General features: G+C 45.4%; 14 protein-coding genes and 1 riboswitch. Of the genes, 3 read left to right on the forward strand and 11 right to left on the reverse strand.

Annotated elements, in window-relative coordinates; all coding sequences use genetic code 11:
- Window positions 1–162: 162 nt before the first annotated feature.
- The 3 genes from NST25_RS22265 to NST25_RS22275 all read right to left on the reverse strand — a co-directional run bounded on the left by NST25_RS22265 (window position 163) and on the right by NST25_RS22275 (window position 1,887).
- A complete protein-coding gene (locus NST25_RS22265) occupies window positions 163–480 on the reverse strand; it encodes a helix-turn-helix domain-containing protein (protein WP_036682958.1) in 318 nt (105 codons plus the stop codon).
- Window positions 481–604: 124 nt separating this feature from the next.
- The gene (locus NST25_RS22270) at window positions 605–928 is read right to left on the reverse strand and encodes a hypothetical protein (RefSeq protein ID WP_076184188.1); all 324 of its coding nucleotides are present in this window, start codon (window positions 926–928) and stop codon (window positions 605–607) included.
- Between the two features lie 23 nt (window positions 929–951).
- Window positions 952–1,887 carry a Gfo/Idh/MocA family oxidoreductase gene (locus NST25_RS22275; protein WP_340392498.1) on the reverse strand — a complete coding sequence of 312 codons (936 nt, stop codon included), beginning with the start codon at window positions 1,885–1,887 and terminating at the stop codon, window positions 952–954.
- A 163-nt stretch (window positions 1,888–2,050) separates the two neighbouring features.
- On the opposite strand from NST25_RS22275, the gene NST25_RS22280 reads away from it, so the two are divergent.
- Together NST25_RS22280 and msrA are read left to right on the forward strand one after the other, a co-directional pair.
- Window positions 2,051–2,671 (forward strand): VTT domain-containing protein, encoded by a 621-nt coding sequence (locus tag NST25_RS22280; RefSeq protein WP_076130695.1) that lies wholly within the window; start codon window positions 2,051–2,053, stop codon window positions 2,669–2,671.
- Window positions 2,672–2,769: 98 nt separating this feature from the next.
- On the forward strand, window positions 2,770–3,756 hold the full coding sequence (gene msrA, locus NST25_RS22285; protein WP_340392499.1) for a peptide-methionine (S)-S-oxide reductase MsrA: 987 nt from the start codon (window positions 2,770–2,772) through the stop codon (window positions 3,754–3,756).
- A gap of 97 nt (window positions 3,757–3,853) precedes the next feature.
- Here msrA and NST25_RS22290 read toward each other — a convergent pair whose 3' ends face one another.
- Window positions 3,854–4,969, reverse strand: coding sequence for a DUF4349 domain-containing protein (locus NST25_RS22290; protein ID WP_175619032.1), 1,116 nt, complete (start codon window positions 4,967–4,969; stop codon window positions 3,854–3,856).
- Between the two features lie 428 nt (window positions 4,970–5,397).
- Here NST25_RS22290 and NST25_RS22295 point away from each other — a divergent pair, with 428 nt between their 5' ends.
- Window positions 5,398–5,550 carry a DUF1540 domain-containing protein gene (locus NST25_RS22295; protein ID WP_076098619.1) on the forward strand — a complete coding sequence of 51 codons (153 nt, stop codon included), beginning with the start codon at window positions 5,398–5,400 and terminating at the stop codon, window positions 5,548–5,550.
- 146 nt (window positions 5,551–5,696) lie between these two features.
- Here the strand turns inward: NST25_RS22295 and metE are convergent, their stop codons facing one another.
- From metE to NST25_RS22330, 7 genes are all read right to left on the reverse strand, one after another.
- Window positions 5,697–8,000, reverse strand: coding sequence for a 5-methyltetrahydropteroyltriglutamate--homocysteine S-methyltransferase (metE, locus tag NST25_RS22300; protein ID WP_076281372.1), 2,304 nt, complete (start codon window positions 7,998–8,000; stop codon window positions 5,697–5,699).
- A 154-nt stretch (window positions 8,001–8,154) separates the two neighbouring features.
- Window positions 8,155–8,361, reverse strand: a riboswitch (cobalamin riboswitch).
- Between the two features lie 99 nt (window positions 8,362–8,460).
- Window positions 8,461–9,321 (reverse strand): undecaprenyl-diphosphate phosphatase, encoded by an 861-nt coding sequence (locus NST25_RS22305; RefSeq protein ID WP_076130699.1) that lies wholly within the window; start codon window positions 9,319–9,321, stop codon window positions 8,461–8,463.
- 50 nt (window positions 9,322–9,371) lie between these two features.
- Window positions 9,372–9,995, reverse strand: coding sequence for a DedA family protein (locus tag NST25_RS22310; RefSeq protein ID WP_076281532.1), 624 nt, complete (start codon window positions 9,993–9,995; stop codon window positions 9,372–9,374).
- A gap of 17 nt (window positions 9,996–10,012) precedes the next feature.
- Window positions 10,013–11,962, reverse strand: a complete 1,950-nt coding sequence (locus NST25_RS22315) for an FtsX-like permease family protein (protein ID WP_076280508.1) — start codon at window positions 11,960–11,962, stop codon at window positions 10,013–10,015.
- Entirely contained in the window at window positions 11,937–12,707 is a 771-nt protein-coding gene (locus NST25_RS22320; protein ID WP_076280509.1) for an ABC transporter ATP-binding protein, read from the reverse strand. The genes NST25_RS22315 and NST25_RS22320 overlap by 26 nt, the downstream gene beginning before the upstream one ends.
- 85 nt (window positions 12,708–12,792) lie before the next feature.
- Entirely contained in the window at window positions 12,793–13,800 is a 1,008-nt protein-coding gene (locus NST25_RS22325) for a sensor histidine kinase (RefSeq protein ID WP_076130702.1), read from the reverse strand.
- A complete protein-coding gene (locus NST25_RS22330; RefSeq protein ID WP_038572574.1) occupies window positions 13,797–14,498 on the reverse strand; it encodes a response regulator transcription factor in 702 nt (233 codons plus the stop codon). Before NST25_RS22330 ends, NST25_RS22325 begins: the two co-directional genes overlap by 4 nt.
- Between the last annotated feature and the right edge of the window lie 24 nt (window positions 14,499–14,522).

A 14,522-nucleotide genomic window follows, 5' to 3' on the forward strand; every position in this document is an offset into this window, starting at 1 on the left:
ATTTGAGCAAAAACCAATATTGCAAGCGTTTCCACGCAAGGAACATACAACGTTTTTTCTATTATATTACAGATTTTTTCGATCTGTGCAAGGTTTTTATTTAAAAATTGAAAAGCCCTCCTCCGTTCTTCAGGAAAAAGGGCCACAACACGACTTTGATTTCTACTCTACCCAGCTCTCAGCCCAAGACTGAATCTGCTGCATAACAGGCTCCAGCGCACGGCCTTTGTCTGTTAGTTCATATTCAATACGCACAGGTGTTTCCGGGTATACATGTCTAACCAGAATACCCTCACCTTCCAAATCCTTCATCCGCTCGGACAGCATCTTATCGCTCATTGAAGGAATGAGGCCGGAAATATCTTTAAACCGCTTCGGTCCACTCATCAATGTCTGAATAATAAGTCCATTCCAACGTTTGCCTAAGAAAGAGAAGGCTGTCTCAAATCTGGGACACATCGAAATTTGATGTTCTTCCATTGTTCTCACCTCTCACTAGCGAAACTTACTATTAGTTAGTATATATAATATTAACACATTTCATCCCTGATGAACATCGTTTACTAAAAAAAGTTCATCTGACATTATCATTATATCCTCGTTGTCAATCCCCTGTATGTGCTTTAGATTCCCTTTTAGAGATCGCTTCTGTCACGATTTGCGCCAAGTCATCATTTCCGAATAAGGAGAGTACGCCCAGAACTGTGTCATCAGAAATATCCCCTGCTTCCTCCGCAGAAACCGTTAGGGCAAGCGCTTTTCGCAAGGCTTCATTCCCTTCTTGCTGTGGATAAGCCTGTAAATATAAACTGTGCGGGTCGAGCCCTTGATTCACGCACCACTGGGCGAATACAAGGATCATCATCTCTTCCTCACGCTTATAGCTTTCGATGATTTGTTCCTCCACTAATTTACGGTTGTCTTCCATATTTTACTCCTTTCTTAGAGACCTCATTCAGCAAGCTGAGCTGCCAATCTATGACTAGGCAGAACTGCTGAAGCAGCAATACTGCATAACTCTGGTGTATTTATATTGTTCAGGAAATGATCTACCACTCCACCAAAACCTCTTCTATCCAGCACCGTATCCCAGCTTCCAAAGCTCTGGGTCCGTGGCAAAGCATTTTTTTCATATAGGATGGCTTGGTCCAGATCTGCCACTTCCACCGAACGTCCATTACCGTGCAGCTCCAGCTTCTCCAAATCAACACCCGCCTCACGAAGCATGCTATACATCCCCACTGAGCCTTGCTCCCAACCCAGCATTCCAGATGCCTGCACAAGTCGCCCCTCTCCATTGGATTGAAGATTACTGCGAAGCAGCTCATACTGATCTCCACATAACCATAACAGCAGATCAAGCATATGAATCAAGTCGTCATGCACAGTCTCACGGCTGCTGCCTAACTGCAGCTTCGTGCGATGTTTAATCGCGTGGCAATGGCTAATGCCTCCGGCTTCCTCGAGCCAACTCTTGGCAGTGACATACATTGGGGCAAAACGCCGATTAAAGCCCACGCCTAGCAGCAGCCCTTTATTTTCTGCCAGCTCTGCCATCCTTCTGGATTCTTCCAGATCATAGGACAGCGGCTTATCTACATACACCGAAATCCCATGTTCGAGACATTTTGTTACTATATCATAATGGGTCGTCGTTGGGCTATGCACAAATACTGCATCCAGATCCCAAGACAACAGCTCGTCCAAATTTGTCGTACCTTTAGGAAAACGGTAGGCATTAACAGCTTGCTCTACTGTTGTGGATGAGTGACTGAGAACCCCCACTACCTCAACTTGTCCATGCTGAGAGAGCAGTGGCAAATATACTTTGCGGGCGATATTGCCAATCCCGATGATGGCGACTCTTTTGCGTGCAGAAACGATCACTGATCTAACTCCCCTCTTTATAATTCAAGAATTTATCTCTCTCTTTGTTCTCTATAAATGCTATTATACCTGCTTGGCGTTCGCCGACAATGATCTTCACTTCAATATTTACTTTTTATCCCGTATGATGAGATGAATGAGTGGAAGAAAGGGTATATTAGCTATGAGAAAATGGTTCTCGATTATTCTTTATGTTTCGGGCACAATCCTTGCGTTTATCTACAGATATGACATCCTTAGCTGGATGAAAGAGGATCATAATCTTTTCGGCTCTATAGGGATCGCAACTTTACTGGCTCTCTTTCCAGTTGTACCGTACAAAGCGGTCATCGGATTTTTTGGTTATGCATACGGAAGTTTGGCAGGTGCTTTAATTTGCTGGGTAGCTACAACCCTTGCTGCCGCATTCCTTTTCGGCGTAGTGAAGTTCTTATTTCAAGATCAAGCGAGAGCTTATCTGACTTCTATTCCCCTACTCGAAAAATTCACAAAAGGCATAGAACGGCGGCCCTTTGCTTCTATTGTCTTAGCACGTCTCTTGCCGATTATCCCGCAGACAGCAGTTAACATCTATGCCGGAGCAGCCGGACTGCCCTTCTGGAGTTATCTTGCTGCCTCAGCTATTGGAAAAATCCCAGGCATCGCCTTGTATGCCTTCCTTGGGGATCAACTGTTCCAGAACCCAGGTAATGCGATTATAGCCATTATTGTTTATGCCATTGTGCTTATTATAGCCGGACTAAGCTTTCGTTACAGTTCACAGGAAGTAAAAAACACTAGGTAACAGAGAGCTTATTTGGCGGAAGCTGGCAGGCTGTGGTTATTTGCTTTATAATTAGATTGTGATCTATTTAATTGCATTACATGAATGGAGGGATATTAATGAATGAACATCAGACTAACCATATAAATTCCAAGGCGGAAAAAGCAACCTTTGCAGGTGGATGCTTCTGGTGCATGGTCTCGCCGTTCGAGGAATTGCCAGGCATTATTAGTGTCGTCTCCGGCTATACTGGCGGGCATACAGTGAACCCTACCTATGAAGAGGTATGCTCCGAAACTACAGGACATGTTGAAGCCGTACAAATTACGTTCAATCCAGAAATTTTCCCTTATAGCAAGCTGCTTGAGTTATTCTGGCAGCAAATTGACCCAACCGATGCGGGTGGACAATTCCATGATCGCGGCACCTCTTACGGAACGGCTATCTTCACCCATTCTGAAGAGCAGAAGCAACAAGCAGAGGCTTCCAAGGTAGCTTTGCAAGAAAGCGGCCGATTCGCTAGCCCGATTGTTACCCCGATCCTCCCGGCAGCAACCTTCTATCCTGCCGAAGAATATCATCAGGGCTACCATCGTAAGAACCCGGGTCACTACAAACGTTACCGTAAGGGTTCCGGCCGAGAGGATTTTATCGAAACCCACTGGACACATAAAGAAGACAAACTAAGCTTAAAAGAACGTCTGACGCCACTTCAATATGAAGTCACTCAGAATAGCGCTACAGAGTCACCTTTCCGAAATGATTTTTGGGATCACCACGGAGAAGGCATTTATGTAGATATCGTATCTGGTGAAGCATTATTCAGTTCGCAGGATAAATACGATTCCGGTTGTGGCTGGCCCAGCTTTACACGTCCGATTCGCGATTACGCCGTGAAGGAAAAGACGGACCTCAGCCATTTGATGGTTCGCACAGAAGTGCGCAGCAAAGTAGCAGATTCCCATCTAGGTCATGTCTTCGACGATGGTCCAGGGGAAAACGGCCTGCGCTACTGCATTAATTCAGCGGCACTGCGCTTTATACCAAAAGAGGATCTGGAGAAAGAGGGCTATGGCGAGTATCGTGTACTCTTCCAGCCTGCCTAATCTTCGATAAAAGCGAAATACTGTACTGTCTTACAGAAAAGAAAAGCCTCCAATTCACGGTATACCATGAATTGGAGGCTTTTTAATTCATAGAAGCTTATTCTTTATTCTCGTCCTCGTTAGCTTTCTTATCCTTTATTGAGGTTGTCACCTTTGGCTCTGCTGGTCCAGGGAGTACCTCCTTGTTCAGTTCCCGATTTTCCTGCCGTATCCGCTGGGTCTGCTGCTCCCGTCGTGCACGGATATTTTTGCGGGCAAACCAAACGATGGCTAAAATAATGCCCGCACCGATTAGAATCGGCAATGCGCCTGCAAGAATTACAAAAATCCACTGAAACATAACAGATAGTGCGTTCAGGCTTCCTTTTAAAGCATCCGATGCCCGTTCTAGCAATGGACCTTGCTCTGCCTTTTCCTTCACGGCTAAGCTCTCATCCGTCTGGTACACTCTAAGCTCTACCGTTGAAAAAGATACGTTCTGATCTATATATCGCATTCTGCCTTTGATCTGCTCAATCGTTTCTTGAATCGAACCAAGCTCGTTTGCAAAGGCGACCAGATCACTTGATTTCGTTGCTTTTTTCATAAACTCTGTGTATTGAGCTTCCATTAACTGCTTTGCCTTTAGACGCGACTCCAGATCAACATACTCCTCCGAGACATCCTGACCTTGAATACTGCGCTGTAGCGATTCGTGTTTTACTTTTTCCAAATTATTCAGAAAAGGAGAGAACCCGGAGGCAGGCACCTTAAGGATAAACGTCCCTCCTTGCTCATATTGCGACATGTTTTCGTTAAACTCTATAATATATCCTTTAGCCATCGTTACCATGTTGCGGATTTCAGTCTGAGCTTTACCGTAATCTTCTACTTCCATAGTCAGATTGGCATGATAGATTAGCTTCTTGTTCAATCCTTCCACGACATCACTGCCCGTGAATCCCGCGTTCCCTTGATCCGTGTTCTCTGATGTCAAACCTTTTTCAACTGGGGCTTCGTTGCCTCCCGCTGCTGTCTCAGCTTCTGCTGAGGTGCTCTTATCCGCTAATGTAGCTTTCGAAGATTGCTCAGTGGTTGCTGCAGCAGAATTACTCGTATTTCCGCCGTCACCAGCTAATTTGTCTGCCGCCGAATTGTTATCACCCGAGCCACAACCTGCCAATACCACCGCAAGAATTAATAAACATAAGTAATGCAGACCCCATTTGCGCATTCTCATTCCTCCAAAAGTGTAGTGGTTATCCCTAGCATTGTAACGTTACGGAATGTCATGTTCTGTACAGATCTCTTCCGTCTCTCATTTCTATAACGCCCCAAAACTTGGAAGGTTGCACTGGAATATGGAATTTCGGTAAATTTCTTTTGGTTTTTCTTGTTGAATACACAAAAAGCCGCATTTCTGCGGCTCTTATTGGACATATTTTTGATGTGGGAGGGTGACCCGAAAGTTAAAGAACTCATTTGCTTACAAACTCATTATTTGGTACAATTACCACGTCTAACCTAGTAAAAAAAGCCAAATACCCTCTATTCATAATGAATGAGGGCGTGACACGGCTTTGTTGAGACAAGCTCCACCTTGCTGAACAGAGCCGTTCATTGAATGATACTATCAATTACTAAAAGGGGAGGTGAACCCTCATGGCAAAAGACGTAGTTTGTGAAGTTAACTCCTGCACCCACTGGGCAGAAGAGAACAAATGCAGCGCTGAATCGATCTTCGTAGCTTTCCACAGCTCCCAAGAACCAAAACGCGCAGAAGAAACAGATTGCAAAACTTTCGAAAGTAAATAAGTAAATGCCTGAAGGGACCCTCCACGGTTCCTTCTTTTTCTTTTTCATTCTAACAAGATTGAGAATTATTATCAAGTAGCTGATTATAAAAAAATAAGTGAACTAAAAAGCCAGGGTAAATTACCCTGGCTCTAATTTATTTATGTCTATTTTGATGCAATAACCCCTGACTTTTCCCTCGCAATAGCAGCAGCGCTTACCATGTTACGTAGTGCATCCTCTGTCTCCTGCCAGCCACGTGTTTTCAGACCGCAATCCGGATTAATCCAGAACTGTTCAGGGTCCAGCACCCGCAGCGCACGATCGATATTCGCCGTCATTTCTTCTACAGCCGGAACCCGCGGGCTATGGATGTCATACACTCCAAGACCGATTCCTTTATCATAGGCCTGCTCCTCAAAGCTGATAATCAGCTCCCCATGGCTACGTGAAGTCTCAATGGAGATTACATCAGCATCCATAGCCGATATGGAATCGATCATGTCATTGAATTCGCTATAGCACATATGCGTATGAATTTGTGTCGTAGCCTTCACATGGTTCGTAGCAACGCGGAACGACTTCACTGCCCAGTTCAGGTAATGCTCACGGTCTTCTGCCTTAAGCGGAAGTCCTTCACGTATAGCCGGCTCATCCACTTGAATCATTTCGATGCCTGCATCTTCCAACGCTTTTACTTCATGGCGAAGGGCAAGAGCAATTTGATTGGCTACCTCTTCCCGGCTGAGATCATCACGTACAAATGACCAATTGAGGATAGTTACAGGACCCGTCAACATTCCTTTAACCGGAAGCTTCGTCAACGATTGTGCATAGACACTTTCTTTAACAGTCATAGGCTGTATAAATGCAACATCCGCGTAGATCACCGGTGGCTTAACGCAACGGGAACCGTAGGATTGAACCCAGCCATTACTAGTAAACAAGTATCCGTCCAGCTTTTCTCCGAAAAACTCCACCATATCTGTACGCTCGAACTCACCGTGGACCAGAACATCCAGACCTAGCTTTTCTTGGAAGGTAATTGCATCCGCGATCTGCTCACGAACAAATCCATCATAACGCTCCTGATTCCAGACCCCTTTACGCCATTTCAATCTCGCCTGACGCACTTCTACTGTCTGCGGGAAGCTACCAATTGTAGTGGTTGGCAGAAGTGGAAGCTGCCATTTCTCTTGCTGCACCTTTAAGCGTTCAGCAAAAGGCAAACTGCGTTGGTCCGGCAAAGCTGCAAGTGCAAGCACTTGCTCCGCCACATCCTTACGGCCACGCTCAGGTAGTGCGCGGAATGCTGCAATAGCTTCACGACTAGCGGCCAGCGCTGCTTTAGAAGCTTCTCCTTTATCTGCGAGGGCTGCTCCGAGCAAACTAAGCTCTGCAAGCTTCTCATCGGCAAAAGCTAACGCATTCTTAACTGTCGCCTTCTGCTTCACCTCACCTTGAACGGTGACTGGGACATGCAGCAGACTGCAAGAAGGCTGAAGAATAAGACGATCAAGCGGCACATGAACGCTGAGCTTTTCTACCAGTTGCAGCTTAGCGTCTAAATCGGAACGCCAGATGTTCCGTCCATCAATAATTCCGGCACCCAGCCATTTGTCCTTCGGCCAGCCAAGACGTTCGATAGAAGCCAGATTCGCTCCACCATCGTGCACAAAGTCAAGACCCAAGCCTTGAACAGGCAACTCTAGCAGTGCCTCCAACGGTTCAGCAGCTTCGAAATACGTCTGTAAAATAATATTCAAGCCCGGCACGGAGCCGGCAATTTCTGTGTATATCGAGTTAAGCAGTGTTAATTCTTCTTTACTTATGCCTGTAACAATCGCTGGCTCATCGATTTGTACCCAGCTTACCCCTTCTTGCTTCAGTTCCTGTAGCAGTTGAACATAGACTGGAACAAAACGTGCAGCAATCTTGGCGATATCTGCCGCTGCGTAACCTTTGGACAGCTTAAGGAAGGTATACAGACCTAAAAGTACCGGTTTACCTTCAATCCCTGCCTGCGATTTAGCAAAACGATAAGCCGCTAGAGGTTTATTTTCAGTCAAGCGTGGTGTTTGTGTGCCGATCTCTGGAACGATATAGTGATAGTTCGTATTAAACCATTTGGTCATCTCACAGGCAGTAGCCTCAGCATTACCACGGGCCATTGCAAAATAAAGATCAAGCCCGATGTCGCCGCCATCATACGTGTACCGTGGAGGTACAATTCCAAACATAACAGCCGTATCCAACACATGGTCATAAAAAGTAAAATCATTCACCGGAATAAGCTCAATTCCTGCCTCTTGCTGGGTCTTCAAATGCTGCAGCTGAATTGCTGCCATTTCGGAGCGGAATTGCTCTTCATTTATTTTCCCCTGCCAGTAGGCTTCCAGTGACTTTTTCCACTCGCGGTTCTTTCCGATTCTCGGATATCCAAGATTGCTTACTTTTACTTTATTCGTCATCTCGATACACTCCCTCTTCCATCTCTTATTTCAAACTCCAAAGCTACTTGCTTTCCTATAAAAAAGAGCGCCCTTCCCTAAAAAAGTCAAAGGGAAAGACGCCCATGATATACCCATGGTTAACGTCTAACACCTCCCTATCTTCCGTAGGTGAAGCAGTGCTGTTGAAACAGGCAGGTCTCCTGGCTAGCGGCGTCAACATCTTGAGCAGTCTTCCCAGCAGTAGTAAATTGCCAGTGACCTCTGTTGCTCGAGATTCTTCCGTTACAGTGGCGGGACCGCATCGGCTTCGAACCGAATTTCCCTATTAAGCCTACCGAATTACTATTTTCCGGTCAGCACCTGTCTCCGATATCATTCATCATTTGAGTGTCTTAATCTGATGTCATCATACGTGAAAGCCCCAGCAATCTGCAATAGATTACTGGGGCTTCTGTTATATCGATTCCTTATAACGGACTTAGAAAAATACGAAATATACTACAGCAGCAAGAATTATACGGTATATAGCAAACGGTAAGAGCTTGATACGATTGATCAGTTTTAAGAAGAAACGCATCGATAACAGCGCAAATAGGAAGGCACTAATAAAGCCTGCAATAAAAAACGGCAACGCGTCCATGGTGAAATATTGCCAGTTTTTCATCAGTGACAACAGACTGGCACCTGCCATGATGGGTACTGCCATAATAAACGTAAAATCAGCAGCGGCACGATGGCTCATCCCGAGGAGTACTCCACCAGAAATCGTCGAGCCCGAGCGTGAAAATCCAGGCCATAACGAAAAACACTGTACAAGACCTACACCAAGTGCCTGTTTGTATGTAATCTGATCTACACTCTCAGTTCTGATCTTCTTCGGCCCAAACAGATCGGCAATAATCATTAATATAGCCCCAATCACTAGACCAATTAACACTGTTGAGGTAGAGAATAAATGCTCATCAATATAATCATTAAACAGAACACCTAACACACCTGCAGGCACTAACCCTACCAGAACCTGAGTCAGCTTGAGATGCCCGCCCTGCTCCAACTGCGGTAGCTCCTCTGTTACAGGATCCAACTGCTTACGGCTGAAACGCTTTAAGCCTAACAAATCAATGAACCGATTTCTAAAGATCACAACAACCGCTAATATTGAACCCAGTTGAATAACTACTTTGAAGGTATTTGCTGTATATTGTCCAAATAACTCCTGTGATTTCAGCCACATATCATCAACAATAATCATATGACCCGTGGAGGATACTGGAGCAAATTCGGTTAAACCTTCAACAAGCCCCAAAATAATGGCTTTAATAATCGTTAATAGCTCCATGTGTTTCCCTCCTTTTTAATAGTCATTTCTATTATCAGTCCACTACCCGCTTAGCCCTCAGTGTTCATTCTCCGGCTGCGTTTGCGGAAGTACAGAAACCCAAGAATAACTAATCCGCCAGCAATTAGTACATAGACTACATTGGAGTACACATCCATGTACACGGCAATGTCTTCCCAGGATTCGCCCAATACCGCGCCAATAAGCACAAGCAGCAAATTCCATCCCAATGTGCCAATCGTTGTGAAGATCATAAATACTCCAAATTTCATGCCCGACATTCCCGCCGGAATCGAAATCAGACTGCGGACCAGCGGAACCATCCGACAAAACAATACAGTCCAGTAGCCATATTTATCAAACCAGGCGTCAGCCTTGTGGATATCTTTTTTACTGACCCTAATTAGGCTACCCCAGCGTTCAACCAGTTTCTCTAACCGGCTCACATCCAATAATCGGCCAATATAATAGAGAATTACTGCACCCAGTAGTGAACCAGCCGTGGCAGCAATGATTACACCAGGGATCGTCAAGCTCGTCGTAGTCGTCATAAATCCTCCAAAGGGCAGGATCACTTCTGAAGGAATTGGTGGAAATATATTTTCAAAGGCCAGCATCAGAAAAATACCGAAGTAACCAAACTGCTCCATAAAATCTGTAATCCATGCTTGCATCTTGTTACCCCCATTTCTCATATCAAGTTCTTCTTCAGGTTGCGTAAATAGCGGCTGCGAATAAAAAAGAAGTATAGTCCTTGAACAGCCAAATATCCGAGTAACACCGCGCCTGTCTCCGTTGCGATAGATAAGTAGAACAACCGTTGAAGCGCAATAAAGGCAAACACACTGTGTAAAATAGCTATTCCGACCGGCACAAAAAACAACAAAGACAGCTGAATCGTAACTATTCGATTGAGTTCTTTATCCGTAAGTCCCATCTTGGACAAAGTGGAATATTGATTGCGATCATGATCAAGATCGGTATATAACCGGAAGTAAAGAAAGCTGCCTGCCGCGATAAAAAAGACAGTACCCACCAGCAAGGAAGCAAAAAGCATTGTGTTATACAATGTTTTCTGAAGCTCAAACAGCGTGCCGCTGATCACAATCGCATACGGAGAATCACTTTCATAGGACTGTTTGCCTTTATGGGCAAGATCAGCAGCGATACCTACCGTCTGTGGAAAATCCTCTACATAAAAACCTGTATAAAGATCCGTCTGCACGGGATCAATAGCGCTGTAGAGCTCATCACTAATCACGACACCACTAAAATCCCCGCCATCTCTACCATCCAGCTCCGGCAATAAATATTCGGCGATGGGAACTTGCTCGGTATAACCTATTTCTTTAATGGCAAGTCCTTGCTGCAAGGAATAGACCGCTTTTACTCTGCCTTCTGTTAAACTGCGATCCCGCTGTGAACCAATCATCACCAGACCTTCGTTGCCCACCAGAGCACGCTCATCTGTTGGGAACCCTGCACGTTGCAGGGCGAGATTATAATCACTGAAAGCAATCAAGGGAAGGCGTAAAGTGCGATCGGGTCCAGTCTGAGCTTCAACCTCAGCATATTTAATCGGGATACTAAGCGCTTCATAAGGGAGTTCGTGCGTCTTGAGCTCTTCCTTAATTTCGTTCAGATGCTGATCAAAGGGTACATCCGCCTGATTTCCTTTGGCTACATAACCCACTGCTGCGGGATAATCCAATTTCAGTTCTCTGGAAAGTGTATGTATCGATGCAAATACCCCTACGGAAGTGAAGGAGACTGCGGATACAATCGTCACCATAAAAAACATTCGGCCATTCTCTTTCCAGCGGTAGGACAAACCGGATAAAGTGATGATATTCGTACGATGCCAATACAAGCGCCGAATGTCCTTAAGCAGCTTAACCAAACAAATACTTAGCTGGGTATAAAAGAGATACGTCCCGATAACCGTAATCGCAACGACCGGAAACATGACTTTCTCTACGGAAGCAGCTTTTGCAGTAGCCGCCATATAATAACCACTGATCAGCAGTACAGCAGAAATAATAGATAATACAAAGGATACTTTGGGTTCTTCTTCTGCCTTACGCTCTCCCTGAAACAGACGCATCAGTGACTCATTGCCTATAAAAACAAAGGTGCAAAGCGATATCAGAAAAAACAATAACACGAAGCTGCAAATCGTAAGCACAAGTGCCTGCCATGGGAGATGAAAGGTTAACAGGGGAATTCCCAAAAAAGTGGATCCGATCATCAAAAATAATTTGCCCAGAAGTAACCCGAGAAGGGTACCTGTCAGGATGGCAGAGGTGCCGATCATCATATTTTCCAGAAAAACCATGGTGTTCAGCTGTCTCTTCGTCATTCCATGCATCAATAAAATTCCGAACTCCATCTTGCGCGACTGCAGGAAGGATCCAACGGATACGAGTACGAACAAAGAACAAAAGACATAAATAATTGCCTCTGCCACCATCATCGTATGAGCCGCCGTACTATAAATTAAGCTCTTTGAAATATCCGGATGGTAAATAAACAAAGCGCACACGAAAAAGATCATCACCGAAAAAGCACTGACGACAAAATAAGCGGCATATTTGCGTTTATTACGTGTTACATTCCTATAAGCGAATTGCCGAAAGGTCATGGCTGGTTCCCCCAAGCAGAGACAGCATATCAATAATACTTTGGAAGAAAGCGCCTCTATTACTGCCCTTGTACATTTCACTATAGAAACGTCCGTCTTTAATAAAGATGACCCGGTTGCAAAAGCTTGCAGCCACTGCGTCATGTGTGACCATCAGCACCGTAGCTCCTTCTTCCTTATTCACCTCTGTCAACATATTCATGACTTCCCCTGAGGCTTTGGAGTCCAGATTGCCTGTGGGCTCATCCGCCAAAATTAACGATGGACGATGAATCATCGCCCGGGCGATAGCCGCCCGCTGCATTTGTCCGCCTGAGACCTCGTACGTGCGCTTCTTCAGCAAATATTCGATGCCAAGCAAGGTAGTGACCTCTTTCAGCCTGCTCTCCATCTCTGGGACACGAGCACCTGCAAGCGTCAAAGGTAATACGATGTTTTCCTCTACAGTGAGCGTATCCAGTAGATTAAAATGCTGAAAGACGAAGCCTAGCTCATGACGGCGAAAAAGCGCCTTTTCTTTTCTGCTAAGCAGATTAGGATCTCGGCCGTTGATCAGAATCTGACCGGAGGTCGGTTGGTCGATGGTGGCAATCGTGTTGAGCAGCGTTGTTTTCCCGCTCCCGGATGGACCCATTATGCCAACAAACTCCCCCTTTTCTACAGAAAAGCGGATATGATTCAGCGCCTGAGTGGACACTTTACCCTCATATATTTTTGATAAATTATGAACATCTAGAATGGGCAAGTGTTACCTCTCCTTCTTTCGACTGGATTGCCTTCATTATACAAAGTGTACACATAGGCTGCTATTTCTGAAACTTACAATGCCCTTACACATTTGTAAGGTTTGTTATATGCTGCTCCCTAAATACAATCCGCACGGTGGTCCCGCTTCCTTCTTCGGAACGGATACTCACCTCATGTCCAAGCTTGCCGCAGATCTGCTTCACGAGATATAAACCCATCCCCGTAGATTCCTGGAAGGTTCGTCCATTCACCCCGGTAAAATAAGCATCGAACACGCGCGGCAGATCTCCTGCTGGTATGCCTACTCCTTCATCCCGGATCTCAAGCACAGTCTGCTTATCTTCCGTGACCATCCCTTGGAAATAAACATGTTTGCCCTCTTCTGTCGTATAACGTACAGCGTTCGTAATCAGCTGCGTAAGGACAAAAGTGAGCCATTTTTCATCCGTGGTTACGGTAATCTGCTCATCTATTTGTATAGCTGGAAATACTCTTTTTCGAATAAAAAGACGCTTCTGCTCAGAGGTCACACCACGTACGATGGTCTCCAAATTCAGCCGTTCCACATAAAAATCGTGCTCGAAAGTATCCAGACGGGCCGTATAAAGCACGGTATCCAGTCCTTTTTTCAGACGATCCAGTTCATCACCAATTGCCGTAAAAGGAGGGCCATCCTTATCCTGAATGATCAGATGAATGACAGACAACGGCGTCTTCATGCCATGTACCCATTGATTAATAAAGTGAATATGCTCTTCTAATTTGTGGCGGTAGCTGTGCAAATCATTTTTGTAGAGGCGGAATTGCGACCCCAGTAAACCTCGCAAGCTTACGGCTAGCGGAGAATCCTGTGTAGGGCCACCTGCCTCATCGAGAGAGGAGGGCGTAGTCTCCAAACGTTCATAGAACGTGCGATTGGTGACGTAACGGTAAGCGAGGTAGCCAATCAGTAGACAAGTGCTGAGCAGCGCGGCATATAAACTTACATTCAGACCGCTGCCTCCATCCAGCCGATACACTAATGTGATCAGGACTAGCTGGGCTAGATAGACCACGATCAGGGGGAACTGTTCCCGTAATAACAACTTCATTCCTCATCCCCCCAATTCGGAATCAAACGATAGCCTTGACCGCGCACGGTTTGTAGTCCATCTGTGATAGCGAGAGCGGCAAGTTTTTTGCGTACACGTGTAACATATACATTTAAGGTATTTTCATCCACGAAGGCTTGATCATCCCAGATTTTTTCGAGCAGCCTGTCCCGGGTAACGATGACGCCTGATTTTTGCATTAGCTCATCTAGTATCTTGGCTTCCGTGTGGCTTAAGTCCACTTTAGCTTCGCCTCGGGTAAGGATTAGCCGCTCTACATCCAGCGTCATTCCGGCAACGTTTAGTGTGCGTTCATTATTCCCACCGGCATAGGTGCCGTAGGCGCGCCGCAGCTGACTTTTGATTTTGGCCATCGCGATTTCGTAATCAAAAGGCTTAGTGATATAATCGTCGGCTCCATTTTCCAGCGCCATTACTTGGTCCATTTTGCCATCGCGGGCAGATATAAAAAGAATAGGGCAGGTTGAAATTCCGCGAATCTGGCGGCACCAGTAATAACCATCGTATTTTGGCAAATTAACATCAAGGAGTACCAGATGTGGCGTGAACGCCTCAAACTGAGTGCGGACCCGCTCAAAATCACTCACCGCCTGCGTTTCATATCCAAACTTATGTAAATAATCCTGTAGCAAAGCCACAAGTCCACGGTCATCTTCTATAATAAATATTTTGAACATATCATGCCTCCGGTCCAGCCTTAA

The organism is Paenibacillus sp. FSL E2-0190, from assembly GCF_037992965.1.
Lineage (GTDB): Bacteria > Bacillota > Bacilli > Paenibacillales > Paenibacillaceae > Paenibacillus_AQ > Paenibacillus_AQ odorifer.